Genomic DNA, 25,180 nt, shown 5'->3' with positions numbered 1-25,180 from the left:
GACGCGCAATGATGCCGTCGGTGCGGCAAGGCTGATAGGCGAGAGCTACGGCTGCTACCGCCTCTATCTTCAACTGCCAGACGGTCGCTTCTGCCTGGAGATGATGAACCTCAGTCGGCGGCGCGAGCCACCTCAGATGGGGAGCGAGGGCGAAAATTGAGCCGGGCTGTACCAAGCGATCGCCAAGTCTCCCGACACGTCTTCCGCTGCGCCGTGGAGATCATCGCTCTGGTGGTGATCGCCGGTTGCGCTGTTCTTGCTGCCGCAGGCCCCAGCATCTACCTGGTGCTCAGAAATGGCGGCTGAATGCAGATTTTCGGGCCGTCCTGCTCACCCCAGGTTGCCACGACCGAAACCGAGGTTCAGCAAACGCGAGCGACGCCGTAGATCGGAATACCTGCTTCTGATGTTTGCTGCGAGCTGTGCCGCGGTGCAGGTCGTCGCCATAGTTTTTCTGAGAGCGGCATGACACGCCCTGCTGCTCCCGCTCTCCAACCCGACGACCGAAGGCGGGCTATCGGTGAAAGCCGTCTGGCTGAGTTGCCAGGCCTGAGGACGCAGTTGGAGATGGCCAGAGTCCTCAAGGAGCACCACATCTGGCTGGCTGTGAGGATTATCGAGGAGCGCGAAGACCAGCCGCAGTTTCGACGGCACCGCCGGCTCCGTGATCTGCTCGAAGCAAGTGCCTTGCTTGAAGCGGTTCTCGAACTCGGAGCGCATCTGCAGCCAACACGGCACCCTTGGTCGATGGGCCGCTCGGGAGATCGTTGGCGTTGTCGCGTGGCGTGGAGCGATCGAGGCAATTTGCGCAGGTGCGTGGGCCGACACGACGATCTGGCCGCTGCCATGCTGATCGCATTGCTGGGCTCCCTCGATCGTCGCCGGCGCCGGCCGAAAGAACTCTCGCAAGGTGGAGAAGAGGCAGCATGAAACCCAGTGGCGACCCTCCGTTATTCGGCGGTCTGATGACCGCACTTGTCACCCCGTACAGGGGTGAGGCTATCGATTTCGACGCCTTGGCGGAGCTCGCCAACTGGCAGATCGACCAGGGCGTACAGGGTCTTGTCGCCTGCGGTACTACGGGCGAGGCGCCGACCCTGTCTGATCCGGAATGGGCGGCGGTGATCCGCTTGTGCGTCGAGGTCTCCAATGGCCGTGTGCCGGTGATCGCCGGCTCGGGCACCAACGACACCCGGCGTACCGTCGAATCGACCTGCGAGGCGGCTCGCCTTGGCGCGAACGGAGCTTTGGTCGTCACGCCTTACTATAGTCGGCCGAGCCAGGAGGGCCTGTTCCGGCATTTCGAGAGCGTCGCGCAAGCTGCCGAGCTGCCGATCATCATCTATAATGTGCCTTCCCGGACGGCCGTCGATATCAAGATCGAAACGCTCGACCGCCTTGCGCACCTGCCCGGTCTTGTCGGCGTCAAGGACGCAAGCGGAGATCCGACGCGGGTAAGCACGATGGCCGTCCGCTTCGGCGATCGTTTCACGCAGCTTTCCGGCCATGACCGATCCATGCTGGCTTTCATGGCGGGCGGCGGCGACGGCGCCATTTCGGTCGTGTCGAACGTCGCCCCGATGCTGACAGCGGCGATGATCGGCGCGGTGCGGAAGAGTGCCTATCTGGAAGCTCGGCGCATCAACGCCCATCTTTTCCCGCTGATCGAGGCGCTGGAGCTTGAAAGCAATCCATGCCCGATCAAGTTCGCGTTGCATTGCGCGCGCGGATACTCGCCCGCCGTCCGCCTTCCGCTGGTCGAGGTTTCCGATGGCACCGCAGCAAGAATACGCGCGACCGTGGCGGAGATCGACTCCTTGGAGATCGATACGTCTCTGGTCGCCGAGAGGTCTCTCGTCCCCCTCTCGGCCTGACCGGGTCTCCTTATAAGAACAGCATGATGCTGCTGTGTTCTCCAATGAAAATACTATGAAATCCGGCTATCCGTGAAATGGAGAACAAATCCCGACATCTTTAAATTCAACGTATCGGCAAAAGGCATCATTTGACTCGACGCGTGGAATGGCCTGCCGATACCGAGAAAGGATGTCTGCGATGTACCCTCGTGGTTACTATTTCTATGCGATGCAACAACAGAACAAGGCCAACCCTGGGCGGACGGATGGCGAAGCCAAGGTTGCCGTGCGCTCGGATGAGCCGATGGCCGACGTTGGAATGTTCCTGCGGCTCGGAGTCGTAATGGCCCTCGTGATTGCGGCCGTCGCCACAGTCACCGCGTTGGCCGGCTAGCGCGCCAACGACGTCCACAGCTCACTCTTCAACGAACAATCAGGATCATCTTCCATGGCAAGCGCCATTCAGCCGAAAGAGCCTCCCCAACCTCTGAACCATTTTTTCGTCGGCCAGGACAACCGAGGATGCTGGACCGTCCGCGATGAGCGTAACCTCGTCGGCGGCTGCTTTGTCAGCAAGGATGCGGCGATTCACTTCGCCCGTCAGGAAACCAATAACGCGCCAGGGGCTGTGATCTGCATGGCCGAAAGCCAGCGCCTGAGCCTTGACCCGCTGTTTGGACGCCGGGCCGCCGCCTAGCCGGTTGCTATCGATGACCCGCTCACGCTCGCTGACGTTACCGTGACGAGTGAGATGGAGAAGTAACTCTTCTCGTTGACATAAGCAAAGCCTGCCGCCTCTACCGAGTCGGCGGGCTTTTTGCTTGCCAATGGGCGGTTTGGCAGAAATTCCTATGGAATTTTTATGCGCGCCGCCAAAATAACTATTGGATTCCTATTTTTTGAGGCCCCGTCCTCTCTCGAACCTATATGCGGTTCGCGTCCATATTTCCGCCAAATTCCTCCTCCGGCACCCGTGCGTACGCAAGGGCGCGCTGGAAGAATTATAGCTGTGGCTTGCCAGGTCTTCCGTCTTGGCTGGTCATTCGTATCAACTTCGGCGCCGGAGGCGAAAGCAATGGACGTTATTGTGCTGGCAATAGGTGTTGGATTTTTCGCACTGATGTTTGGATACATCAGAGTTTGCGAAAAGCTCTGACCGGGAGAAATCAATCATGATCTTGGAATACTTCCTCGGAGCAGCCGTTGCGGTCTTTGTGACTGGCTATCTGCTCTATGCCCTCGCTCGTCCCGAGCGGTTCTGATCAAGACAGTAGCTCGGAAAGAAACCACCGATGACAATAAATGGATGGATACAGATCCTGGTCTTCGCCGGGATCATCATCGCGCTGGTGAAGCCGCTCGGCGGCTATCTCACCCGCGTCCTGAACGGCGAGCGTACACTCCTTTCGGTCATTTTTGGACCGCTCGAACGGGGACTGTACCGCGTCGCTGGAACGAATGAGAAAGAGGAGCAGCATTGGACGACCTATGCGCTGGCCATGCTGCTCTTCAACCTCGCCGGCTTCACGGTTCTCTACCTCGTTCAACGTCTCCAGGGAGGGTTGCCGTTCAACCCTCAGGGATTGGGGGCGGTTGAGCCGACCAGCGCTTTCAATACCGCTGTCAGCTTCATGACCAATACCAACTGGCAGGGCTATGGCGGCGAGACCACCATGAGCTACCTGACCCAGATGGCCGGTCTTACCGTGCAGAACTTCGTGTCGGCAGCGACAGGCATCGCGATTGCGGTCGCATTGATCCGCGGCTTCTCTCGGGCATCTGGCAAAACGGTCGGCAATTTTTGGGTCGATCTCACCCGCATCACGCTCTACGTCCTATTGCCGATCTGCTTTGTCGGCAGCCTGGTGCTTGTATGGCAGGGCGTCCCGCAGAACCTCAACCCATACACTATCGCAACGACCGTCGAAGGCGCGCAGCAAACCATTGCTCAGGGTCCGGTCGCATCTCAGATGATGATCAAGCATCTGGGAACCAACGGTGGCGGCTTCTTCAACGTCAACGCCGCGCACCCGTTCGAGAATCCTAATGCCTTCACCAACCTCATCCACATGGTCTCGATCTTTGCCATTGGCGCGGCTCTGACCAACGTGTTTGGACGCATGGTCGGCAGCGAGAAGAAGGGCTGGGCCATCTTCACCGCCATGGGCGTTCTGTTCCTCGCCGGTGTCGCAATCACCTATTGGGCCGAGGCCGCAGGCAATCCGCTTCTCCATTCGCTTGGCCTTGAGGGCGGCAACATGGAAGGAAAGGAAACCCGTTTCGGCATCCTCACGTCGGCACTCTTTGCAGTCGTTACGACCGCTGCATCGTGCGGCGCGGTCATATCGATGCACGACAGCTTCATGCCGCTGGGCGGGATGATCCCGATCATCAACATGATGCTCGGCGAGATCATCATTGGCGGTGTCGGCGCAGGCTTCTACGGCATCATCCTGTTCGTCGTCGTCGCGATCTTCGTGGCAGGGCTCATGGTCGGGCGGACACCCGAGTATCTCGGCAAGAAGATTGAGGCGAAGGAAGTGAAGATGGCCATGCTGGCCGTCTTGTGCCTGCCTCTTTCGATACTTGGCTTCACCGCGATAGCCGTAGTGCTCGACACGGGCGTGGCTTCGATGGCCAACGCAGGTCCGCACGGGTTCTCCGAAGTTCTCTATGCCTACACATCCGGCACGGCGAACAATGGTTCGGCCTTTGCAGGTCTTTCCGCCAACACGCCCTGGTACAACATCACGATTGGCCTGGCGATGTTGATGGGACGCTTCATGGTGATCGTTCCGGCGCTGGCTATCGCTGGGTCCCTGGCCGCCAAGAAGACGGTTCCTGAATCCAGCGGCACCCTGCCTACGACCGGGCCTCTGTTTGTCGGTCTTCTGGTGGGCGTGATCCTGATCGTCGGCGGCCTGACGTTCTTCCCTGCCTTGGCGCTGGGTCCGATCGTCGAGCACTTCGCCATGTTGGCGGGCCAGACTTTCTGAGAGCCTCGATGACGGCCAAATGGCTGAGATCGATCCGATTTGTCGTGAACCCTCGCTCCTGGTTTGAGGAGCGAGGGGCGGCCAGACCGCCCAGGGCATCGACGATCATTCTCGGCATGACACTGGCTTTGGGGGGCGTGGTGCTCCTCGCCAAACTTATCACTGAATTGCTCGCGGCGGCGTGACCGAGTGGTTGGCCCCCAAGAACAAACTCGCTGGAGTTTCTTATGAACCAGTCCAAATCCGCGAGCATGCTGGACGCTCGCATACTCGTTCCGGCCATAGGAGATGCGTTTCGGAAACTGAATCCGAAAAGCCTCGCTAAAAACCCGGTCATGTTCGTCGTCGCCGTCGTGTCGGTCCTGACGACGGTGCTTCTGCTCAAGGACATTGCTACAGGAGCCGAAAGTGTCGGCTTCTCTCTGCAGATCGTGCTGTGGCTTTGGTTCACCGTGCTGTTCGCCAATTTCGCAGAGGCCGTGGCCGAAGGGCGCGGCAAGGCGCAGGCTGAATCGCTTCGGCGAACCCGCACGGAGACCCAGGCCAAGCTGCTCTCGAACGGCGGCTCCGACTACAAAATGGTGCCGGGCGCCACGCTGAAGGTCGGTGACGTTGTTCTCGTCGAACCGGGCGACATCATCCCCTCCGATGGCGAAGTCATTGAGGGTGTGGCCTCGGTAAACGAAGCGGCGATTACGGGCGAGTCAGCTCCGGTCATCCGCGAGTCTGGCGGGGATCGCTCTGCCGTCACTGGTGGCACCCAGGTCCTTTCCGACTGGATCAAGGTCCGGATCACGGCCGCGGCCGGCTCGACCTTCATCGATAAGATGATTGCTCTCGTCGAAGGCGCCGAACGCCAGAAAACGCCGAACGAGATCGCGCTCAATATCCTGCTTGCGGGGATGACGTTGATCTTCGTCCTGGCCGTGGTGACCATCCCGAGCTTCGCGACCTATGCGGGCGGGTATGTTCCCATCATCGTTCTGGTCGCCCTGTTCGTCACGCTGATTCCGACCACCATTGGCGCACTGCTATCGGCCATCGGCATCGCCGGTATGGACCGGCTGGTCCGCTTCAATGTTCTGGCCATGTCCGGCCGTGCCGTTGAAGCCGCCGGCGACGTCGACACGCTGCTGCTCGACAAGACCGGCACGATCACGCTCGGCAACCGTCAGGCGAGCGAGTTCCGGCCGATCCGGGGCGTCACCGAAAAGGAACTCGCCGATGCAGCGCAGCTTGCTTCGCTTGCCGACGAGACCCCCGAAGGCCGCTCGATCGTCGTGCTCGCCAAGGAAAAATACGGCATCCGCGCACGCGACATGGCGAGCCTCAACGCGACATTCGTCCCGTTCACGGCGCAGACCCGTATGAGCGGCGTCGACCTGGAGGGCTCGTCCGTCCGTAAAGGCGCGGTCGATGCGGTCTTGAAGCATGTGGAACTCGCCACGGTCGCGACCGGCAGCCCGCGTGCGTCCGGTGAGAGCGTCCGTGAGCTCCAGGCTATCGCCGACGAGATCGCCAAGGCGGGCGGCACGCCGCTTGCCGTGGTGAAGGATGGCCGCCTCCTCGGCGTCATCTATCTCAAGGACATCGTCAAGGGCGGCATCAAGGAGCGGTTCGCCGAGCTGCGCCGCATGGGCATTCGCACGGTGATGATCACCGGCGACAACCCCATGACCGCGGCGGCTATCGCTGCCGAAGCCGGTGTCGACGACTTCCTGGCGCAGGCGACGCCGGAGAACAAGCTGGCGCTGATCCGTGAGGAACAGGCCAAGGGCAAGCTGGTCGCCATGTGCGGCGACGGCACCAATGACGCCCCGGCGCTTGCCCAGGCGGATGTCGGCGTCGCCATGAACACCGGCACGGTCGCAGCCCGCGAGGCCGGCAACATGGTGGATCTCGACAGCGATCCGACCAAGCTGATCGAAATCGTGGAAATCGGTAAGCAATTGCTGATGACGCGCGGCGCGCTGACGACGTTCTCGATCGCCAACGATATCGCGAAGTATTTCGCGATCATCCCGGCGATGTTCCTGGCGTTCTATCCGCAGCTTGGTGCGCTCAACATCATGGGCCTTGCTTCACCGCAGAGCGCTATCCTGTCGGCGATCATCTTCAATGCCCTCATCATCGTAGCGCTGATCCCGCTGTCGCTGAAAGGCGTGAAGTATCGTGCGATCGGAGCCGGTTCGCTGCTGTCCCGGAATCTCCTGATTTACGGGCTGGGCGGCATTCTCGTGCCCTTCGCCGGTATCAAGCTCATCGACATGGCCATCACAGCCGCTGGCCTCGTTTAGTCGAAAGCGGTCACCAGAGACACAATCCGCGAAGCGATATTGATCAGCAGCGGACCATTCAGGACAGAAACGATGCTCAAGCAAATCAGACCCGCGATTTTCTTTATTGTCGCACTAACCGTCATCACCGGTCTCATCTACCCCCTTAGCGTGACCGGTATCGCGCAGGCCATTTTTCCCCAACAGGCCAATGGAAGCCTGATCGAACGTGAAGGCGTGGTCATAGGCTCCGAACTCATCGGACAGAACTTTGCCGGCGAGCGCTACTTCCACCCGCGTCCTTCGGCTGCCGGTTCAGATGGCTACGATGCCGGCGCTTCCAGCGGCTCCAATCTTGGCCCCACCAGCCAGGCGCTTCGCGATCGTGTCGCTGCGGATACCGAGGCATCACGCACGGAGAACGGTGGCGCAGCGGTCCCCATGGACCTTGTTACGGCCTCTGGCAGCGGCCTCGATCCCCATATTACGCCTGAGGCCGCCTACTTCCAGGTGGGCCGTGTCGCCAGAGCGCGCGGCATCGATGAGGCCACGGTGCGCGTTCTGGTCGATCAGCACGTCGAGCAGCGCAAACTCGGCTTCCTGGGAGAACCCGTGGTCAACGTTCTCAAGCTGAACCTGGCGCTCGACAGCGCCAATAGAGGCTGAATGAAGGTGTCAGGGCGGCTATAATAGCCGTCCTGACCGTTGATCCGGAGTCATGAAGTGTCTGACGACCCAATACGAGAGCAGAGCCGTCCATCGCCAGATGCGTTGCTGGAAAGTGCGCAACGGGAGACGCGCGGCCACCTCAAGATCTTTCTTGGGGCGGCGCCGGGTGTGGGCAAGACGTACGAGATGCTCATGTCGGGCCGGGCCCAGCGCGCAGACGGCGTCGATGTTGTCATCGGGGTGGTCGAGACCCACGGGCGGGCGGAGACCGAGGCTCTGGTCGAGGGGTTCGAGATCGTTCCGCGCCGCACTGTGCCGTATCGAGGGCATGTGCTCGATGAGATGGATATCGACGCAATTCTGGCGCGCAAGCCGGCGCTGGTCCTGGTGGACGAGCTCGCCCATACCAATGCGCCGGGCAGTCGCCATCCGAAGCGCTATCTCGATGTCGAGGAACTGCTCGCCAACGGCATAGACGTCTACAGCACCCTTAACATCCAGCACGTCGAAAGCCTCAACGACGTGGTAGCGCAGATCACACGGATTCGGGTGCGCGAGACCGTTCCGGATTCGATCATTGACCGCGCCGACGATATCGAAATCATCGACATCACGCCGGGCGACCTGATCAAGCGCTTGAACGAGGGCAAGGTCTATCTGCCCAAAACAGCCAAGCGCGCGACGCAGAATTATTTTTCGCCCAGCAACCTGACAGCCCTTCGTGAGTTGGCGCTGCGGCGCACAGCGCAGCGGGTCGATGACCAGTTGGTCACGCATATGCAGGCGCATGCCATCGCCGGCCCCTGGTCGGCCGGCGAGCGCGTCCTGGTGTGCATCAACGAACGGCCCGGAGCGATGGCGCTTGTCCGCTACGGCCGCCGTCAGGCCGACCGGCTTCGTGCGCCATGGGCCGCGGTTCACGTCGAGACGAGCAAGGATGCCCGACTCTCAGAGCAGCAGAAGGACAAGATCGCCAGTGCATTGCGTCTTGCCGAGCAGCTCGGCGCCGAGGCTGTTACCCTGCCAGGCGAGAACGTTGCGCAAGAGATCCTGGCCTACGCATCGACCAACAACTATGCGCACGTCATCGTCGGCATGCCGACCTCGCCCAGGTGGCGGGAGATCTTCGTGGGCTCCGTTTCGCATGATCTGATCCGCGCCAAGACGGATGTGAGCGTGCATGTCATCTCGCCGGGCAACGGCGAGGAAACGCGATCTCCAGCGACAGTCAGCGCGCGGCCCAAACGACGAATCGATTTCGGCCACTATCTGTGGAGTTCGCTCTACGTCGCCATGGCGCTAGGCATCGGAACGGCGCTCTCGCGCTTTCTGGACGTCCGCAACATCGCCCTCGTCTTTCTGATGGCCGTGCTGGCCTCGGCGATGGGCGGCGGCCTCTGGCCGGCGCTGTTCGCTTCCGTATTGGGCGCGCTAGTCTTCAACTTCTTTTTCCTCGAACCGCGCTACACGCTGGATATCGGCGATCCCGAGAGCGTCGTCGCCTTCGCGTTCTTTCTCGGCGTTGCGGTGATCGCCAGCAATCTTGCCGGGCGTGTTCAACGCCAGGCTGTGACAGCACGTCAGCGGGCCAAAACGACCGAGGGCCTTTATCTCTTCAGCAAGAAGCTCGCCGGCGCCGGGACCTTGGGCGACGTTCTTTGGGCGACGGTCTATCAGATCGCCTCGATGCTTCAGGTCAGGGTCGTCGCTCTGCTGCCGGAGAATGGCCGCATCGCGGTCCAGGCGGGTTTCCCGCCCGACGATACGCTCGATGACGCCGACATTGCGGCGGCCCAATGGGCCTGGGAGCATGACAAGCCTGCAGGGCGTGGAGCGGACACGCTGCCGGGTGCGAAGCGCCTCTACCTTCCCCTGAAAACCGGCAGGACACGGGTGGGCGTCATTGGTCTAGACAATGACAAGCAAGGGCCGGTTCTGACGCCCTTAGAACAGCGGCTGTTCGACTCACTGGCAGATCAGGCCGCTCTGGCGATCGAGCGCATCCAGCTGGTGGCCGATGTCGACAATGCGCGTCTGGCCGCCGAGGCGGACAAGCTGCGCTCCGCGCTTTTGACGTCACTATCGCATGACCTCAAGACGCCTTTGGCGTCGATCCTCGGTTCGGCGGGAGCGCTCAGAGACTATTCGACATCCCTGACCGATTCCGGTCGGGTCGAGTTGCTGACGACAATTGTCGAAGAGGCCGAGCGGCTGAACCGGTTCATCGCGAACCTTCTCGACATGACACGGCTGGAATCCGGCGCTGCGGCGGTGTCGCTGACGCCGCTGTTCATCGGCGACAGCGTCGGCAGCGCCCTGCGCCGTGCCGAGAAGATATTGGCTCTCCACAGGGTAGACCTTGCAGTGCCGCCCGATCTGCCGATGGTTCGGCTCGATCCGGTCCTGTTCGAACAGGTGCTGTTCAATCTGCTCGACAATGCCCGCAAATACGCACCGTCAGGGTCGCGGATCGCGCTTCGGGCGTGGGCGGACGAGAGCCACGTCACATTGCAGGTCGTCGATGAAGGGCCCGGCATTCCGCCCGACGATCTCACCAGGATTTTCGACAGTTTCTATCGCGTCCGGAAGAAGGACCACGTCCAGGCTGGAACCGGGCTTGGACTTTCCATCTGCAAGGGATTTGTCGAGGCGATGGGCGGAACGATTTTCGCGACCAACCGGGCCGACAGACCCGGCGCCATTTTCACGCTGCGGTTTCCGATCGGACCGGAGCCCTCGACTTTGGAAGGAAGGATATGAGTACGTCCGTAGTCAAGATTCTCGTCGTCGATGACGAGCCGCCGATCAGGAAACTTCTGCGCGTCGGCCTGACAGCCGAAGGCTATGCCATGGTCGAGGCTGCAAACGGCGAGGACGCCGTCGCGCTGCTCACAGAGGAAAAGCCCGATCTCATTCTGCTTGATCTCGGGCTGCCCGATATTTCCGGCCATGAGCTGCTTGAAAGGTGGCGGGCCGAGCTTGTCGAACTGCCGATCGTCATCCTCTCCAGCCGGACCGATGAAACGGGCATCGTCAAGGCGCTGGAACTGGGCGCCGACGATTATCTGACCAAACCATTCGGGATGCGCGAGCTGGCGGCGCGCATCCGGGTGGCGCTCAGGCACAAGCTCCAGCAGCAGGGCGAGCGCCCGATATTCCAGGTCGGCGATCTCTCGGTCGACCTGGTGAAGCGGATCGTCAAGGTCGCAGACAAGGAGGTGAAGCTCTCACCCAAGGAATACGAGATCCTGCGCATTCTCGTGCAGCACGCGGGCAAGGTCATCACGCACCAGCACATCCTCAAGCATGTGTGGGGGGGCTCGACCGATGTCCAATATCTGCGGGTCTATGTCCGCCAGTTGCGGCAGAAGATCGAGGCCACGCCCGATCAGCCGCAATATATCCTTACTGAAACAGGTGTCGGTTACCGCCTCCGTGAGCCGGAGCAGTGACCGCGCGCGCTCGTCCACGGGCGGGCGACTTAACGTGAGTACTCTTATGAACCTGTCATCTGCAATTGCACCAGAGGACGTGATCCTTGATCTATCCATCTCAACAAAAGCCGTCCTGATAAAGAAGCTCGCCGCGCATGCGGCCGCTCGCACGGGGGTGGCCGAGGAAGCAATCCATACTGCTTTACTGGGCCGCGAGCGTCTGGGTTCGACCGGCATCGGTCATGGCGTCGCCATGCCTCATGCACCGGTCCCTGGGCTGGAGGCATCCTTTGCGGCGCTGATGGTGCTGAAGAAGCCAATCGAATTCGAGTCGGTGGACGATCTGCCCGTCGATGTTGTCTTTCTGCTGCTGTCGTCCCCCGAAGGCAGCAACGACTACCTGAAGATTCTCGCGGCGGTCGCCCGTCGGACGCGCGATGAGCAGGTCATGAAAATGCTGCGCGGAGCGAAGACCGCGCCTGCCGCGTATTCGGTCCTGGTAGAACAGCCGGTATGAGGAGGTTCCGACGGCCGGATCGACACGAGGTCGTCGAGGTCACTGGCGTCGCCCGAACGGCGATGCCGGGACTGACCGCGGTCGTCTTCTCCAAATGGGATTGTTGCGCGAGGCCGTTGGTCCTGAGGCATTTATCGCTTCCTCCGCCGATTGATTGAAGGGTCGACCGGATGGAGGAGGAAAACCAGGACTCAGAGGGGCCTTCTTTTCCTCCCGTGTCCGCGAAGATCCCGTTTGATCTGAGTTCGCTTCAGTATGTCGTAGCGGCGGCAGACTACCGCAGCTTTCGGCGCGCTGCGGAGGCGTTGGGCCAATATCCGGCGACGGTGAGCCGGGGCGTGCAACGCATTGAGGATGTGGTGGGCGTTTCGTTCTTCGAGCGATGCCCTTCCGGGATTCGCCTGACTCATGCCGGAGAGCAATTTGTCGCCGCCGTCCGTCCAGCGATTGAGCAGATCATGCGAGCGACCCAAACCGCCGGCGCGGCGGGCCGCGGCGAAAACGGAAGCCTGAGCATCGGCGTTCTGACGTCGCTTGCGGGCGGGTTTCTGAGGGAGCTCATCGAAAAGTATGCCTTGCTACATCCAGAGGTGGCCATAGAGATCAGAGATGGGGGACGGGCTGAACACGTCGCCGCACTGCGGGCGCGACAACTGGATATCGCTTTTATCACCGGGAATGGCGCGATCGCCGATTGTGAAACAGCCGAACTCTGGCAGGAACGAGTGCATGTTGCGCTCTCGGCGGATCATCATCTAGCCGAGCGTGAATCGGTCGAATGGTCGTGGCTCCGCGACCAGAAATTCCTAGCGACAAAATGCGCGCCGGGGCTCGAAGTGCATGATTACATCGTTCGTAGGCTGGCGGACTACAGCACCTATCCTGCGATCGAGATCATGCCCTGCAATCAGGAGACCTTGATGAATATGGTCGCAATTGGCAGGGGCATAACCGTTGTGTCGGCCGGCTGGCGCTTTGTCTCTATCCCTCGGCTCGTACTGCGACCTTTGGTCGAGGACGAAGACATTGTACCGTTCAGCGCAGTTTGGGCACCCGGCCGGGATAACCCGTCACTTCGGCGTTTTCTCTCGCTGGCCTCGAGACTGGCGTCCAAAGACTCTGGGGAACGTCCGCGGCGGCTAATCTGATCTCGCCTAACCGCAGTCGGTGCCGCGATCACTCGCGATTTCGGCGCGCTTTGGCGAACGCCCGGTCCGTCGCCATGAACCGCTCAAGCATCGGTACAATGAGCCTTTTGGGGTCGCTGACGGGCTGGCCCGATTCACGGCCGAGCGCCTCCGCATAGGCACTGAGGTCACGGTGAAGAGCGCCTGGCAGGTCGAGCGTGATCTTCACCGGCTTATCCTCTTCGATTGGGGCGAGCTTCAGTTTGGTCATTGCGCTGCTCCGTAGGGTTCGAGCACCAGGTCACGAGTGACAATCACGCGGACCGGGAATCCCGGCCGGATTGTCAGCGTGGGCGCGACCTGCAACTGACGACGGATGATCTGCTGGCCCGCGTCATTGATGGTGTCCTGGGCTCCGTCGCGAATCGCGCGGATCAGGCGGTCCTCATCATCGACCGCGAGCTCGGCGCCCACGGCGAGAAGGGTCGACAACCCGGCGGCTTTCGCAAGGTCCCACCAATGGTAGTCGACGCCGTCCTCAAGGCCGGCATAACCTTGCGTGTCGGCGCCGGGCTGGCGTTCCAGGACGATAGAGCGCCCGTTCGGCAAGATCAGCCGGTTCCAGACCAAGAGCACGCGGCGCTGTCCGAAACCGACATCATTGCTGTATTCGCCGATGATACGGGTGCCCTGGGGGACGAGCAGGATGCGGCCGGTGGGACTGTCATAGATGTGCTCGGTCACCTGCGCGGTGATCTGGCCGGGAAGGTCGGAGCGGATGCCGGTGATGAGGGCGGCGGATATCACTGCGCCGGCCTGAAGCACATAGGGCGATGCCGGCGCCATGACGCGATCTGGCGACACCGTTCGCCGATCGACGGCGGCATTGAGGAAAGCGCTCTGCCGGTCTTGGGCGGTTGGCGTTCCAACCTGCCCCGGCAGACCGAGGCCCGCCAGCGACGGATTGCTCATGCCGGGGCTTGCGGGCGGCGCGCCCGTTCCAGGTCCTGTTTGGAAGAACACCCGGCTCGTTCGGGCTGCTTCCTCCTCGGCGAGACGGCGTTGCTCCTCGGGATCGACCTGGGGTGTCGCCATTGCTGGCGGCACGACGGGCTGGCCGCGGTTCTGGGCGTCGAGGATCGGACCGCCGAGATCGCCCGGCAAAGGCGGGCCGAGGACCGGTCCGGTATAGTCGCGCGGCAGTCCCGCAAGACCATCGGCAGTGGTTCTGTTCTCCGTGGAATAGAGCTCCTCGTTGCCAGGCCCGGCTTGGCGCGTCTGCAACGCATAAATCAGAGCGCTGCCGATGCCGATGCTGGCGACGAGGCCGACACCAGCCAATACCTTGCGGGACAGCCGGGTGACGCGCGGAGGCTCAGCGCGCAGCCGCATGGTCGAGGTTGACTCGACAGTGGGGCCGGCGGGCGCCAGGCTATCATCGCGGTTATCTTCCTTGTTGCTCATGACGCTGGCCTCCCGTCGGTACGGACAATCCTGACGGTTTGCTGGCGGTCGCCGCTGCCGAGTCTCAACTCGGCCGCGCCGAAGAGGCGATCGACGATCAGGATGTGCTGGAAAATGCGGCTGTTGACGATCTGCGCTTCGCCATCGGAGCCAATGACGAACAGCGGCGGCATCTCACCCTGGACGATGCCGCGCGGGAACTCGACATAGACCCGCCGCCCGTCATCATAGACCGACACGGGCCGCCAGGGCGGTGAATCACCGGTCAAGCCGTAGCGATAGTTGCGCGCCGAGGCGACGGGGATGACGGGCGTCGCCGGGACGCTCTGCCTCTGACCTGCGGGCGGCTGCGGGTAGGCCCAAGCGACGGCGGGCATATAGGGCGCTTCGCCGGAGCGCAGTTCGATCATGTAAACCCGCCGATCGGTCGTGATGACGAGGTTGGTCGTGATGTCAGCGCGACTTGGTTTGACGAGGATATGGACGCGACGGGTCGCGCCGCTGCCGCTTTCGGTATCGCCGATGATCCATCGTGCCGTGTCGCCAGCGGCGATGGGGCCGGCTCCGGTCAGGCTCTCCCCTGGCTCCAGCGCGATATTGGTGATCTGGCCGGGCGCGGCATAGACCTGATAGAGCGCGCCTTCGCTCCAGGGATAGATCTGGATCGAGTTGAAATAGCCTTCGCGGCGAGGCTGAACGCGGGCGGCCGAGTTGGCGTTCTGGACGCGTCCCTCCGGGGTGTTGGCGGCTGTCCCCCCTCTTGCCGGCGTCCATGCGGGAGGGACATGCAATGGCCTCGGCTGCGCGTCCGTGACGACTGCCGGCACGGCGGGCAGCGGCGGCACGTCCGAATCGTAACTGATTTGCGGCGGCCGATTGGTCGCGCAACCGGCAAGTATGGTCGCGGAAAGCAGAACGATCGCGAGGCCAGATCTGGATAAACCCTGAAACGCGGATTTGCTCATCGGAGGGCGGCTCATTGGCTCATCTCCCGCGACCAGTTGATGGCATTGACATAGATGCCCAGAGGATTGGCGCGGAGGCGTTCTGCGTCGCGCGGCGTCTGGATGACGATGGTCAGGATGGCGGTCCAGCGTTCCGTTCGGGCGAGCTGGCCGTTTTCATAATGACGCTCTGTCCAGGCGACACGGAAGCTGTCGGGGGAAGCCCGGATCACACTTGAGACTTCTACGGCGACTTGCTGGCGGCCGACCCGTGTGAAGGGGTCGTTGGAGCGGGCGTAGTCGTTCAGCGCTGCGGCGCCGCGATCAGTGGTCCATTCATAAGCGCGAAGCCAGTTCTGGCGAACGATGATGGCGTCAGACGGGATCGCGCGGGTCTGTTCGATGAAGCGAGCAAGGTGGAAAGCGATCTGAGGGTCGTTGGGCCGATAGTCCGCGGAGGCTGGCGCGACGGTTTGCGCTTGGCCGAGATTATCGACCTGCACGACCCAAGGCACGACGGTCCCGCGAGCTGACTGCCAGACCAGGGCTGCGGCAAACCCCGCAGTGAGAATTAGGCTGCCGAACGCCATGTAGCGCCAGTTCTTCGCCTGCACGCGGGCCGAGCCGATGCGTTCGTCCCAGACCTGAGCAGCCTTCTGATAAGGCGTCTCAGGCTCGGGTGTCTTGCCATAGTGGGTTGCGGGTCGTTTGAAGAGGCTCATGAGCGATCACTTTCAGAAAGGTTGACGGAAGAGCCGCCGCCATGGCTGTCGCCGGAGCGCACGGCGTGACCGGCCGCTGAGACGCCGTGGCTGAGGGCCTGGCTGCGTTTCATGCGCTTCGCCCAGTCAGGGGCTCCATCTCGCGGGGGGCTGGCGGAAGCAGCGGCAGCGTCGCCGCCGCCGATGGTCCCCATGGTCGAGGACCCGCCGGTGGCTCCGAAACCGGCCTTCGCGCCGTCGGCGAAGCTGGACTTGACGCTTTCGCCAGCTTTCGTTGCGGCGCGCTTGAGCGGCGATGCGGCAGCCGAACCTGCTGCGCGTGCGACGCCTCCGAGGCCCGAGGCCACGCCTGACGCGCCAGTCTGACCAAGAGAACCGAGACTGTAGGCCGACGATGCGGCGCCGGCAGCGGCAGCGCCACCACGCACGGCGGCGGCTCCACCGGACATGGCGGCGGCGCCGCCTTTGACGGCCAGACCCGCTGCACCACCTGCGGCCAGCGCCGCGCCGCCGACGGCAAGCCCCGTGCCCACAGCGGCGCCGGCGCCGAGCTGCGGACCGCCTGAGACGAGGCCGCTGGCGATGCCAGGACCGAAGATTCCCAGGCCGAGCAGCGAAAGCGCAGCGAGGACCACGGCCATGGCCTCGTCAATCGTAGGGGTCTCGCCGCCGAAGCCAGCGGTAAACTGGGAGAAGAGGGTCGATCCGATGCCGATGATGACGGCAAGCACCAGGACCTTGATGCCGGATGACACGACATTGCCCAGCACGCGTTCGGCCATGAAGGCGGTCTTGCCGAACAGCCCGAAGGGTATCAGCACAAAGCCCGCAAGCGTCGTCAGCTTGAACTCGATCAGCGTTACGAAGAGCTGCACGGCCAGGATGAAGAAGGCGAGAAGCACCAGAGCCCATGCGAACAGCAGGCAGGCGATCTGGATGAAGTTCTCGAAGAAGGCGATCCACCCCATCAGATCGGAAATGGATTCGAGCAATGGACGGGCGGCATCGAGGCCGGTCTGCGCCACCTTGCCGGGGCGCAAAAGATCCTGAACGGTGAAGCTGGTGCCCGAACCCTTCAGACCGAGGCCGGCGAAACTGTCGAAGACGATGTTCGCCAGATTGTTCCAGTTGCCGATGATGTAGGCGAAGACGCCGACGAAAAGTGTCTTCTTTACAAGGCGCGCGATGATGTCGTCGTCGGCTCCCCAGGACCAGAAGAGCGCGGCCAGCGTCACGTCGATGACGATAAGGGTTGTGGCGATGAAGGCGACTTCGCCGCCAAGCAGGCCGAAGCCGGAATCAATGTAGCGGGTGAAGGTCCCGAGGAATGTGTCGATGACGCCGGTGCCGCCCATGGATCACTGTCCTTGATTCTGAGGTGGGGCTGTGGGCGCCGGCGCACGGCCGAGGAAGCGGTCGCGGGTTTCGGCCCAGACGCGCATGCAGTCCGCATCGCTTGCGGCGCTCTGACCAAGCTGCTGGCACCGGCGTTGAGCCTCGCGCAGGGGATCTCGCACGGGCTCTGCGAGACGCGCGGGCTCCTCTGCGGGAGCTCCCTCCTTCCGGGTCATCTCGATCGCCGTCGCAGTGATCGCGATGGCGACGAAGACGACCGCGCCGAGCCGGGCCAGCAGCTTGCCATCCATGCTTGCGCCCTCAGTTGCCGTTGTTGAACATCTGGGCGTTGCCGGGCTGATAGCCGGAGCCAGGCGTCAGGAACCGGCGGCGTTGTTCGCGCCCCTGTTCGGCTGCGGCAGCCCTTTCTGCTTCGGTCAGCGCCCCGGCACGTCCATCGGCCGCGAGCAATGCGACAAGATCAGAGAGCTGCTGCGACTGGAGAGCGAGAAGCTGGTTGCCGGCCTGGGTCGCCTGGAGCGCGCCTGTCGCCCCTTGGCTTTGGCCGACCAGCGTCGAAACTTCGGCGCGGTTCGTGTCGATGTTGCCGACCACGCCGGCCTGGACGCGCATTGCGTCCTGCAGTCCGCCCACGGTGTTCTGCCAGCGTGAGCGTGCATCGGCGACGAGCTGTTGTTCCGTCGTCGACAGTGAGACATTGCCGTATTGTTGCTGAAAGGCCCGATCGATGCTCTGAACATCGAACGCGATGTTCTGAGCCTGGCTCAGAAGCTGTTGCGTGCGCTGAAAGCCCTGTTGAAGCTGCTGGAGCGAGGAATGCGGCAGGCTCGCGAGATTGCGCGCCTGATTGATGAGCATCTGCGCTTCATTCTGGAGCTGTGTGATCTGGTTGTTGATCTGCTCCAGCGTGCGCGCGGCAGTGAGCACGTTCTGCGCGTAATTGGACGGATCATAGACGATCCGTCCGAAGCCAAATTGAGCTTGCGCCGGAGAGATGAAGATCGGCGACAGTGCGACGGGCATCGCCAGCATTGTCGCGGCCATGAATAGTGCGCGCGAGCGGGAACGATGGATGGTCATGACGTAGTCTCCTTGGGGGCTGGGGGAACGAGATTGGCGAGATCGGGGATAAGGTCGGCGGCCCAGTCGACGCCGCGCAGGCGCAGCCATGCGGGGAGGAACCCGTCTGGCCCATGCTCGGCGAAGATCCTGGCGATGGCCGTCTGATCGGTTTTGGAAGAAGCCGCGGTGAGCGCGAGGCCCACTTCGGAGAGGCCCAGGTCGAACAAGCGATTGCCTCGTCGCGACTGGCAGTAATAGTCCCGCTTCGGGGTGGCCCGCGCGAGGATCTCGATCTGCCGATCATTCAAGCCGAAGCGACGATAGATTGCGGTGATCTGGGGCTCGATCGCCCGCTCGTTAGGCAGCAGCAGCCGCGTCGGGCAGCTTTCGATGATGGCCGGGGCGATCGCCGAGCCATCAATGTCGCTGAGCGATTGGGTGGCGAAGATGACCGATGCGTTCTTCTTGCGAAGGGTCTTCAGCCATTCGCGGAGCTGACCTGCGAAGCCTTCGTCATCGAGGGCGAGCCAGCCTTCGTCGATGATCAGCAGTGTGGGCGATCCGTCGAGGCGGTCGCCGATGCGATGAAAGAGATAGGCGAGAACAGCGGGCGCTGAGCCTGTGCCGACAAGGCCCTCGATCTCGAACGCCTGCACCGCTGCATGCCCAAGATGCTCGTTCTCGGCATCAAGAAGCCGACCATAAGGCCCGCCGACGCAATAGGACCGCAAGGCTTGCTTGAGATCGTTCGATTGCAGCAGCACGCACAGGCCGGTGATGGTCCGTTCTTGGACAGGGGCGGAGGCGAGCGACGTTAAGGCGGACCAGAGGTGTTCCTTTACCTCTGGCGTGATCTGGATGCCTTCGCGCATGAGGATGGCGATGAGCCAGTCAGCGGCCCAGGCGCGTTCGGGCACGTCATGGACGCGCGCGAGAGGCTGAAGTGATACGGAAGACTCGGCGCCGTCCGTCAGATCACCGCCAAGGTCGTGCCAATCGCCGCCCATCGCCAATGCCGCGACCCGAATGGAGCCGCCGAAGTCGAAGGCGAAAACCTGAGAATTTTTGTAGCGGCGGAATTGGAGCGCCATCAGCGCCAGCAGCACGGACTTGCCCGCACCAGTCGGACCGACGACGAGCGTATGGCCGACATCTCCGACATGAAGGGAAAACCGGAACGGGGTGCTTCCTTCGGTCTTGCCGAACAGCAAGGGGGGCGACCCGAAGTGCTCGTCCCGTTCCGGCCCCGCCCACACCGCTGAAAGCGGGATCATGTGGGCGAGATTGAGCGTGGAAATCGGCGGCTGCCGAACATTGGCGTAGACATTGCCCGGCAGCGAGCCGAGCCATGCGTCTACGGCGTTGATGGTCTCGGGCATGGCGGTGAAGTCGCGGCCCTGGACCACCTTCTCGACCAAACGCAGCTTTTCGTCAGCGATCCGCGGGTCTTTGTCCCAGACGGTGATGGTCGCCGTGACATAAGCCTGGCCGGCATAGTCGGCCCCTAGTTCCTGAAGTGCGAGATCGGCGTCTGCGGCCTTATTGGCTGCGTCGGTGTCAACGAGGGCGGACGCCTCGTTGGTCATGACCTCTTTCAGGATTGCGGCGATGGATTTGCGCTTGGCGAACCATTGCCGCCGGATCTTTGTCAGCAGCTTGGTGGCGTCGGTCTTGTCGAGCAGGATTGCCCGTGTCGACCAGCGATAGGGGAATGCAAGACGGTTCAGCTCGTCCAGGATTCCGGGTGTCGTCGCGGTGGGAAAGCCGACGATAGTGAGGATGCGCAGATCGGAATGTCCCAGACGCGGCTCAAGCCCGCCGGTAAGCGGCTGATCGGCGAGCAGCGCATCCAGATAGATCGGCGTTTCGGGGACCCGCACCCGATGACGGTTGGTTGAAACGCAGGAATGCAGATAGGTCAGCGTCTCGGCGTCATCGAGCCAGCCGCATTCCGGCATAAAGCCATCGAGCAGCGACAGCACCCGGTCGGTGCGATCGATGAAGCCGCGCAGGACCTCATGCGGATCGACGCCGTTTCGGTCGCGTCCCTCATAGAGCCATGCTTCAGTCCGCGCCGCATCTTCGGCCGGCGGGAGATAGATGAAGGTGAGGAAGTAGCCGGAAATGAAATGGGCGCCGGCTTCCTCGAAGTCCGCCTTGCGCTCGGCATCGACCAAGGCCGACGCCGGATCGGGAAAACGGCTCTCGGGATAGGTCGAGGCTTCGTGCCGTTGCGCTTCAACGAAGATCGCCCAGCCGGAGCCGAGCCGACGGAAGGCGTTGTTGAGGCGTCCCGCGACCGCGACTAATTCGGCCGCAACGGCACTGTCGAGGTCAGGGCCGCGGAAGCGTGCGGTGCGCTGGAACGAACCGTCCTTATTGAGGACGGCGCCCTGGCCCACCAGAGCCGCCCAAGGCAGGAAATCCGCCAGGCGGCTGGAAGTGCGGCGATATTCAGCGAGGTTCATCATGAGCGCTGCTCCTTCAGACCGACAGGTGGCCGGGGATGCGCAGATGCCTTCGGCCGACCTCGACGAAGAGCGGGTCGCGCTTGGCGGCCCAGACGGCGGCGAAGTGGCCGACAACCCAGATGGCCAGGCCGACAAGCCAGAGGCGCAGACCGAGGCCAACGGCTCCGGCCAAAGTGCCGTTCATGATGGCGATGGAGCGCGGTGCGCCGCCGAGCAGGATGTGTTCGGTTAGCGCCCGGTGGACCTGCACGGTGAAGCCCGGCACCTCGTCGAGCTGTTCCAGCCTCCCCGCCATCACACGAGCGCCCCGCCGCCGAACGAGAAGAAGGAGAGAAAGAAGCTGGATGCGGCGAACGCGATCGACAGACCGAACACGATCTGAATCAGACGGCGGAACCCGCCGGACGAGTCGCCGAAGGCCAGTGTGAGGCCGGTGACGATGATGATGATGACAGCGACGATCTTGGCGACCGGGCCCTCGATCGATTGCAGTATCGATTGAAGCGGCGCTTCCCAGGGCATGGACGAACCGGAAGCGTGAGCGGCGGGGGTGAGGATCAGGGTCGCATAGGTGACGGCTGCTGCTGCCGTGACATGGCGGCGGATGCGCCGGGCGTGACGGATCATGAGGGATCTCCTGTTGGGCTTGAGGCTGAGGTTGCGGGAGTGACGCGGTAGTCGCCGTCCGGGCCGAGGCCATCGACGCGCGCGAGTTCGGCGAGCCGGCGTTGCGAGCCACGACCAGCGAGGACAGCGACGAGGTCGATGGTCTCGGCGATCAGCGCCCTTGGGACGGTGACGACGGCTTCCTGGATGAGTTGCTCGAGGCGGCGCAGCGCACCGATCCCTGTGCCGGCATGGATGGTGCCGATGCCGCCCGGGTGACCGGTCCCCCAGGCCTTGAGCAGGTCGAGAGCTTCGGAGCCGCGGACCTCTCCGATCGGAATGCGGTCTGGTCGCAATCGCAGCGAGGACCGCACCAGATCCGACAAGGTGGCGACACCGTCTTTGGTGCGCATGGCGACGAGGTTGGGTGCGGAGCATTGCAGCTCGCGCGTGTCCTCGATGATGACGACGCGATCCGTGGTCTTGGAGACCTCGGCGAGCAACGCATTGGTGAGTGTGGTCTTGCCGGTCGAGGTGCCGCCGGCGACAAGGATGTTGGCCCGGGCGGCGACCGCCTCGCGCAGAGCCTCGGCCTGGTCCGCCGACATGATTCCGGCGGCCACATAGTCGTCGAGCGTGAAGACTGCGACGGCAGGTTTGCGGATCGCGAAAGCCGGCGCCGCAACAACTGGGGGCAACAGGCCCTCAAAGCGCTCCCCCGTCTCGGGCAGTTCGGCCGACACCCGCGGATTGCCGGGATGGACCTCGGCGCCGACATGGTGCGCGACGAGTCGCACGATCCGTTCGCCATCTGCGGGCGCCAGCTGCTCGCCTGTATCAGACAGGCCTTCGGACAGCCGGTCGATCCAGAGCCGGCCGTCAGGATTGAGCATCACCTCGACGATCGACGGATCTTCCAGAAACCGCGCGATGGCCGGTCCAAGGGCTGTGCGCAGCATGCGCGCGCCGCGCGTGATCGCTTCCGATTTCTGGTGAGATGCCGCCATGTCGTCCCCTTGCGGCCAGGGACCGTTCAGCCGGCCCTGGATCGGGGACGATTAAAAGAGCCCGAAGTTGGGCTGATTCAACAAGTCTTTGTCGGAGTAGTAGCGTGGCGTGCAAATACAGGAGAACGGCGGACAGTGCTTTACTGAAAAGCATGGGCGGTCAGGGAGTGGTCGCGACGCGAATCCAAAAAATGCGACGCAATCGACACGGTTTCGCTGGCGATGTCGGACGGTTTGAGTATGATAGGAACACCACGGCGTGTGCTGCGTGCGCCAGGGTCTCGCCCTCATACGGAGAAGAGAATAACTCTTACCCAGAGGACGCAGCCCTATGGCCTCAACGCAGCCTGTCAGCCCCAATCGCGGGCGTATCAATTCCACGCTTCGGCAGTTCCTCGACAATGAGGCCTCTGGCGGCATCATTCTCATGGGCGTTGCAGCGCTCGCCATTCTGACGGCGAATTCGCCACTCGCCGAGGGCTACTTCGCCGCACTACACGCCTATGTCGGTCCATTAAGCGTCCAGCACTGGATAAACGACGCGCTAATGGCCGTATTCTTTCTGCTGGTCGGGCTTGAGATCAAACGGGAGAGGCTGGACGGGCAATTGTCCAGTTGGAGCCGAAGGCTACTTCCCGGCGCTGCGGCCGCGGGCGGAATGGCTGTTCCCGCATTGATCTATATTGCCTTCAATCTCGGCAACACGGCCGCCCTGCGCGGATGGGCGATCCCTGCCGCAACAGATATAGCTTTTGCACTCGGTGTGCTGTCGCTGCTCGGGCCAAAGGTCCCAGCGTCGTTGAAAATCTTCCTCGCGGCGCTCGCAATCATAGACGATCTCGGGGCCGTCATCGTGATTGCCCTGTTTTATACCGCCGATTTGAGTCTTCCCGCGTTAGCTGGTGCGGTGCTCGTTGTCGGTGCGCTGACTGTGATGAACAGGTCCGGCGTCATGCGCCTTTGGCCTTACCTGATTCTTGGTGCCGTGCTTTGGGTGCTGGTGCTGCGCTCAGGTATTCATGCCACCCTGGCCGGCGTCATACTGGCGTTGACCGTTCCTATCCGCCTCACACCCGGAACCCCGGAAGCCTCGCCGTCGGTTTCCCCTCTGCATCAGCTCGAACATCTTCTGCAAAAGCCAGTCGCCTTTCTGATCGTCCCGATTTTCGGCTTTGCTAATGCCGGGGTTTCCTTCGCGGGCGTGACGCCTGCGGTCTTGATCGAGCCGCTCACACTTGGCGTGGCGGCTGGTCTAGTTGTCGGGAAGCTGGTTGGGGTGTTCGGCACCGTAGCCATTCTGGTAAAAGCCCGGCTTGCCGATCTCCCTGCCGCCGCAAGCTGGGGACAGACGCTTGGCGTTGCGCTGCTGTGCGGAATAGGCTTCACGATGAGCCTGTTCATCGGCTTATTGGCGTTTGACGATCCTGCATTGCAGGACCGAGCCAAGTTCGGGATTTTGTTTGGTTCGCTGATCGCCGGATTGGCGGGTTACTTCATCCTGAGGATTTCTAATCGCAGGCAGGCCAGTTCCGCCTTGCCCACGTCGTTGGAGCGCAAATCGTAACACTCACTACGTTGCATCATCGGCGACCTATACAGGGATAAGAGGATGCGTTTTTCCATCCATACGCTCGGCACGCGCGGCGACATTCAGTCTTATCTGGCGCTTTCTCGTGGACTCAAGGCGCGCGGGCACGAGGTGCTGATTGTTGCGCCTGCTCAATTCGCCGAGATGGCAGCGGCGGAAGGCGTTGCGTTTGCGCCTTTGCCAGCCGAGTTCCTAGAGCTCCTTGAAACCGCTGAAGCGAAAAAGGCTATCGGCTAGAGGGGGCCGCAAAGCTGGGCACCCGGTGCCGGGCGCGCTGGTCAGTGGCCGACTCCGGGGCCGGACGGCCCGCGACGCCGACTGGGCGCCGCAGGCTTCAGGAATCACCCAGCCGGGGACGGGCTGAGCCGTCTCATCGACTCGCCGGCCAACTGTATCCGGTGACTGGTGTTGACCATCCGGTCGAGAATGGCGTCGGCGACCATCGGATTGTCGATGTAGGCGTGCCATTCCTTGAACGGGAGTTGGCCAGCCAACAGGATCGACGCCGAGCGGGTTCGGGCGTCCACGATGTCCAGCAGGTCGTGTTTGCCCAGCTCGGTCAGCGGCGTCAGGCCGAAGTCGTCCAGGATCAACACATCGAAGCGGGCGAGCGCCATCCGCAACCGCGCGAGGCTGCCGTCCTGATGAGCGATCGCCATGTCTTCCAGCAACTGATGGGTTCGATAGTACCGGACCGTCAGGCCGACGCGGGCGGCATGACCGCCAAAGGCGCACGCCAAATGGGTCTTGCCTGTCCCCGTGGCCCCCGTGAGAATCAAGTTCTCAGCCTGTCGCACCCAGGTACAGGTCAGAAGCTCGGCCATCTGGGCCCGGTCCAGGTTGCGGGCGGAGCGGTAATCGATGTCCTCGGCCGCCGCGGGAATCTTCAACCGCGCGGCTTTCAGGATCCGCTTCAGGCGACGATCATCACGATGGGCAGCTTCGGCCTGCAACAAATGCATCAGCCGGTCGTGGAACGGAAGATCGGCGAAGGCCGGAGCGGCGTAGTGATGCTCGATCGCTCCAACCATGCCGTTGAGGCCGAGGTCGCGGAGTTTGTCGATGATGTGGGTGGTGTTCATGAA

Annotated in this window: 26 protein-coding genes; 14 read left to right on the top strand and 12 right to left on the bottom strand. The window is 62.5% G+C overall.

All coding sequences use genetic code 11. The features are described from left to right. Positions 1–567: 567 nt before the first annotated feature. The 12 genes from ACWPV3_RS14420 to ACWPV3_RS14365 all read left to right on the top strand — a co-directional run bounded on the left by ACWPV3_RS14420 (position 568) and on the right by ACWPV3_RS14365 (position 12,896). The gene (locus ACWPV3_RS14420) at positions 568–930 is read left to right on the top strand and encodes a hypothetical protein (protein ID WP_126150238.1); all 363 of its coding nucleotides are present in this window, start codon (positions 568–570) and stop codon (positions 928–930) included. Between the two features lie 35 nt (positions 931–965). Then, on the top strand, positions 966–1,874 hold the full coding sequence (gene dapA, locus ACWPV3_RS14415; protein WP_453978272.1) for a 4-hydroxy-tetrahydrodipicolinate synthase: 909 nt from the start codon (positions 966–968) through the stop codon (positions 1,872–1,874). A gap of 181 nt (positions 1,875–2,055) precedes the next feature. Then, the gene (locus tag ACWPV3_RS14410; protein WP_035284886.1) at positions 2,056–2,250 is read left to right on the top strand and encodes a hypothetical protein; all 195 of its coding nucleotides are present in this window, start codon (positions 2,056–2,058) and stop codon (positions 2,248–2,250) included. A 54-nt stretch (positions 2,251–2,304) separates the two neighbouring features. Next, the gene (locus ACWPV3_RS14405; protein ID WP_003168933.1) at positions 2,305–2,553 is read left to right on the top strand and encodes a hypothetical protein; all 249 of its coding nucleotides are present in this window, start codon (positions 2,305–2,307) and stop codon (positions 2,551–2,553) included. A gap of 475 nt (positions 2,554–3,028) precedes the next feature. After that, positions 3,029–3,118, top strand: a complete 90-nt coding sequence (gene kdpF, locus ACWPV3_RS14400) for a K(+)-transporting ATPase subunit F (protein ID WP_067179871.1) — start codon at positions 3,029–3,031, stop codon at positions 3,116–3,118. A gap of 30 nt (positions 3,119–3,148) precedes the next feature. After that, a complete protein-coding gene (gene kdpA / locus ACWPV3_RS14395; protein ID WP_003168932.1) occupies positions 3,149–4,852 on the top strand; it encodes a potassium-transporting ATPase subunit KdpA in 1,704 nt (567 codons plus the stop codon). 227 nt (positions 4,853–5,079) lie between these two features. Continuing rightward, positions 5,080–7,149, top strand: a complete 2,070-nt coding sequence (gene kdpB / locus ACWPV3_RS14390; RefSeq protein ID WP_126150236.1) for a potassium-transporting ATPase subunit KdpB — start codon at positions 5,080–5,082, stop codon at positions 7,147–7,149. Positions 7,150–7,221: 72 nt separating this feature from the next. Beyond that, a complete protein-coding gene (gene kdpC / locus ACWPV3_RS14385; protein ID WP_126150235.1) occupies positions 7,222–7,794 on the top strand; it encodes a potassium-transporting ATPase subunit KdpC in 573 nt (190 codons plus the stop codon). A gap of 57 nt (positions 7,795–7,851) precedes the next feature. Beyond that, on the top strand, positions 7,852–10,557 hold the full coding sequence (locus tag ACWPV3_RS14380) for a DUF4118 domain-containing protein (RefSeq protein ID WP_453978271.1): 2,706 nt from the start codon (positions 7,852–7,854) through the stop codon (positions 10,555–10,557). After that, on the top strand, positions 10,554–11,249 hold the full coding sequence (locus ACWPV3_RS14375; protein WP_003168927.1) for a response regulator transcription factor: 696 nt from the start codon (positions 10,554–10,556) through the stop codon (positions 11,247–11,249). The genes ACWPV3_RS14380 and ACWPV3_RS14375 overlap by 4 nt, the downstream gene beginning before the upstream one ends. 46 nt (positions 11,250–11,295) lie before the next feature. Beyond that, positions 11,296–11,748 (top strand): PTS sugar transporter subunit IIA, encoded by a 453-nt coding sequence (locus tag ACWPV3_RS14370; protein WP_126150234.1) that lies wholly within the window; start codon positions 11,296–11,298, stop codon positions 11,746–11,748. A gap of 170 nt (positions 11,749–11,918) precedes the next feature. After that, positions 11,919–12,896, top strand: a complete 978-nt coding sequence (locus ACWPV3_RS14365) for a LysR family transcriptional regulator (RefSeq protein ID WP_126150233.1) — start codon at positions 11,919–11,921, stop codon at positions 12,894–12,896. A gap of 28 nt (positions 12,897–12,924) precedes the next feature. Here ACWPV3_RS14365 and ACWPV3_RS14360 read toward each other — a convergent pair whose 3' ends face one another. The 11 genes from ACWPV3_RS14360 to trbB are packed head-to-tail and all read right to left on the bottom strand — an operon-like array spanning position 12,925 to position 22,507. Continuing rightward, positions 12,925–13,146 carry a DUF2274 domain-containing protein gene (locus ACWPV3_RS14360; RefSeq protein WP_126150232.1) on the bottom strand — a complete coding sequence of 74 codons (222 nt, stop codon included), beginning with the start codon at positions 13,144–13,146 and terminating at the stop codon, positions 12,925–12,927. Next, positions 13,143–14,339: a TrbI/VirB10 family protein gene (locus tag ACWPV3_RS14355; protein ID WP_126150231.1), complete on the bottom strand. Its 1,197-nt coding sequence runs from the start codon at positions 14,337–14,339 to the stop codon at positions 13,143–13,145. The genes ACWPV3_RS14360 and ACWPV3_RS14355 overlap by 4 nt, the downstream gene beginning before the upstream one ends. After that, entirely contained in the window at positions 14,336–15,304 is a 969-nt protein-coding gene (gene trbG / locus ACWPV3_RS14350; RefSeq protein ID WP_223214155.1) for a P-type conjugative transfer protein TrbG, read from the bottom strand. The genes ACWPV3_RS14355 and trbG overlap by 4 nt, the downstream gene beginning before the upstream one ends. 11 nt (positions 15,305–15,315) lie before the next feature. Further along, entirely contained in the window at positions 15,316–16,005 is a 690-nt protein-coding gene (gene trbF, locus ACWPV3_RS14345; RefSeq protein ID WP_010395139.1) for a conjugal transfer protein TrbF, read from the bottom strand. Then, entirely contained in the window at positions 16,002–17,360 is a 1,359-nt protein-coding gene (gene trbL / locus ACWPV3_RS14340) for a P-type conjugative transfer protein TrbL (protein WP_126150229.1), read from the bottom strand. The genes trbF and trbL overlap by 4 nt, the downstream gene beginning before the upstream one ends. 3 nt (positions 17,361–17,363) lie before the next feature. Then, positions 17,364–17,651: a putative entry exclusion protein TrbK-alt gene (trbK-alt, locus tag ACWPV3_RS14335; RefSeq protein ID WP_126150228.1), complete on the bottom strand. Its 288-nt coding sequence runs from the start codon at positions 17,649–17,651 to the stop codon at positions 17,364–17,366. A 10-nt stretch (positions 17,652–17,661) separates the two neighbouring features. Continuing rightward, positions 17,662–18,441 carry a P-type conjugative transfer protein TrbJ gene (gene trbJ / locus ACWPV3_RS14330; RefSeq protein ID WP_003170522.1) on the bottom strand — a complete coding sequence of 260 codons (780 nt, stop codon included), beginning with the start codon at positions 18,439–18,441 and terminating at the stop codon, positions 17,662–17,664. After that, positions 18,438–20,894: a conjugal transfer protein TrbE gene (trbE, locus tag ACWPV3_RS14325; protein WP_453978270.1), complete on the bottom strand. Its 2,457-nt coding sequence runs from the start codon at positions 20,892–20,894 to the stop codon at positions 18,438–18,440. The genes trbJ and trbE overlap by 4 nt, the downstream gene beginning before the upstream one ends. Positions 20,895–20,907: 13 nt before the next feature. Next, positions 20,908–21,189, bottom strand: a complete 282-nt coding sequence (locus ACWPV3_RS14320) for a VirB3 family type IV secretion system protein (protein ID WP_003170524.1) — start codon at positions 21,187–21,189, stop codon at positions 20,908–20,910. After that, positions 21,189–21,521 (bottom strand): TrbC/VirB2 family protein, encoded by a 333-nt coding sequence (locus tag ACWPV3_RS14315; protein ID WP_003170525.1) that lies wholly within the window; start codon positions 21,519–21,521, stop codon positions 21,189–21,191. The genes ACWPV3_RS14320 and ACWPV3_RS14315 overlap by 1 nt, the downstream gene beginning before the upstream one ends. Beyond that, on the bottom strand, positions 21,518–22,507 hold the full coding sequence (gene trbB / locus ACWPV3_RS14310) for a P-type conjugative transfer ATPase TrbB (protein WP_003170526.1): 990 nt from the start codon (positions 22,505–22,507) through the stop codon (positions 21,518–21,520). Before trbB ends, ACWPV3_RS14315 begins: the two co-directional genes overlap by 4 nt. A 331-nt stretch (positions 22,508–22,838) precedes the next feature. Between trbB and nhaA the strand changes: the two genes are divergently transcribed. Both nhaA and ACWPV3_RS14300 read left to right on the top strand, forming a co-directional pair. Then, entirely contained in the window at positions 22,839–24,071 is a 1,233-nt protein-coding gene (nhaA, locus tag ACWPV3_RS14305; RefSeq protein ID WP_453978269.1) for a Na+/H+ antiporter NhaA, read from the top strand. A gap of 45 nt (positions 24,072–24,116) precedes the next feature. Further along, positions 24,117–24,332: a glycosyltransferase gene (locus ACWPV3_RS14300; RefSeq protein WP_453978268.1), complete on the top strand. Its 216-nt coding sequence runs from the start codon at positions 24,117–24,119 to the stop codon at positions 24,330–24,332. Between the two features lie 104 nt (positions 24,333–24,436). Here ACWPV3_RS14300 and istB read toward each other — a convergent pair whose 3' ends face one another. Further along, positions 24,437–25,177 (bottom strand): IS21-like element helper ATPase IstB, encoded by a 741-nt coding sequence (gene istB, locus ACWPV3_RS14295; RefSeq protein WP_453977025.1) that lies wholly within the window; start codon positions 25,175–25,177, stop codon positions 24,437–24,439. Positions 25,178–25,180: the final 3 nt, after the last annotated feature.

It is taken from the genome of Brevundimonas sp. Marseille-Q4549 (assembly GCF_976940555.1).
The sequence above is the reverse complement of the archived record's forward strand: the minus strand, read 5'-3'. Positions and strand labels throughout refer to the sequence as shown.

Bases quoted from the DNA above. Each gene is read 5' to 3' on its own strand.
- ACWPV3_RS14420 (WP_126150238.1), top strand. From the start codon at position 568: ATGGCCAGAGTCCTCAAGGAGCACCACATCTGGCTGGCTGTGAGGATT.
- dapA (WP_453978272.1), top strand. From the start codon at position 966: ATGACCGCACTTGTCACCCCGTACAGGGGTGAGGCTATCGATTTCGAC.
- ACWPV3_RS14410 (WP_035284886.1), top strand. From the start codon at position 2,056: ATGTACCCTCGTGGTTACTATTTCTATGCGATGCAACAACAGAACAAG.
- ACWPV3_RS14405 (WP_003168933.1), top strand. From the start codon at position 2,305: ATGGCAAGCGCCATTCAGCCGAAAGAGCCTCCCCAACCTCTGAACCAT.
- kdpF (WP_067179871.1), top strand. From the start codon at position 3,029: ATGATCTTGGAATACTTCCTCGGAGCAGCCGTTGCGGTCTTTGTGACT.
- kdpA (WP_003168932.1), top strand. From the start codon at position 3,149: ATGACAATAAATGGATGGATACAGATCCTGGTCTTCGCCGGGATCATC.
- kdpB (WP_126150236.1), top strand. From the start codon at position 5,080: ATGAACCAGTCCAAATCCGCGAGCATGCTGGACGCTCGCATACTCGTT.
- kdpC (WP_126150235.1), top strand. From the start codon at position 7,222: ATGCTCAAGCAAATCAGACCCGCGATTTTCTTTATTGTCGCACTAACC.
- ACWPV3_RS14375 (WP_003168927.1), top strand. From the start codon at position 10,554: ATGAGTACGTCCGTAGTCAAGATTCTCGTCGTCGATGACGAGCCGCCG.
- ACWPV3_RS14370 (WP_126150234.1), top strand. From the start codon at position 11,296: ATGAACCTGTCATCTGCAATTGCACCAGAGGACGTGATCCTTGATCTA.
- ACWPV3_RS14365 (WP_126150233.1), top strand. From the start codon at position 11,919: ATGGAGGAGGAAAACCAGGACTCAGAGGGGCCTTCTTTTCCTCCCGTG.
- ACWPV3_RS14360 (WP_126150232.1), bottom strand. From the start codon at position 13,146: ATGACCAAACTGAAGCTCGCCCCAATCGAAGAGGATAAGCCGGTGAAG.
- ACWPV3_RS14355 (WP_126150231.1), bottom strand. From the start codon at position 14,339: ATGAGCAACAAGGAAGATAACCGCGATGATAGCCTGGCGCCCGCCGGC.
- trbG (WP_223214155.1), bottom strand. From the start codon at position 15,304: ATGAGCAAATCCGCGTTTCAGGGTTTATCCAGATCTGGCCTCGCGATC.
- trbF (WP_010395139.1), bottom strand. From the start codon at position 16,005: ATGAGCCTCTTCAAACGACCCGCAACCCACTATGGCAAGACACCCGAG.
- trbL (WP_126150229.1), bottom strand. From the start codon at position 17,360: ATGGGCGGCACCGGCGTCATCGACACATTCCTCGGGACCTTCACCCGC.
- trbK-alt (WP_126150228.1), bottom strand. From the start codon at position 17,651: ATGGATGGCAAGCTGCTGGCCCGGCTCGGCGCGGTCGTCTTCGTCGCC.
- trbJ (WP_003170522.1), bottom strand. From the start codon at position 18,441: ATGACCATCCATCGTTCCCGCTCGCGCGCACTATTCATGGCCGCGACA.
- trbE (WP_453978270.1), bottom strand. From the start codon at position 20,894: ATGATGAACCTCGCTGAATATCGCCGCACTTCCAGCCGCCTGGCGGAT.
- ACWPV3_RS14320 (WP_003170524.1), bottom strand. From the start codon at position 21,189: ATGGCGGGGAGGCTGGAACAGCTCGACGAGGTGCCGGGCTTCACCGTG.
- ACWPV3_RS14315 (WP_003170525.1), bottom strand. From the start codon at position 21,521: ATGATCCGTCACGCCCGGCGCATCCGCCGCCATGTCACGGCAGCAGCA.
- trbB (WP_003170526.1), bottom strand. From the start codon at position 22,507: ATGGCGGCATCTCACCAGAAATCGGAAGCGATCACGCGCGGCGCGCGC.
- nhaA (WP_453978269.1), top strand. From the start codon at position 22,839: ATGGCCTCAACGCAGCCTGTCAGCCCCAATCGCGGGCGTATCAATTCC.
- ACWPV3_RS14300 (WP_453978268.1), top strand. From the start codon at position 24,117: ATGCGTTTTTCCATCCATACGCTCGGCACGCGCGGCGACATTCAGTCT.
- istB (WP_453977025.1), bottom strand. From the start codon at position 25,177: ATGAACACCACCCACATCATCGACAAACTCCGCGACCTCGGCCTCAAC.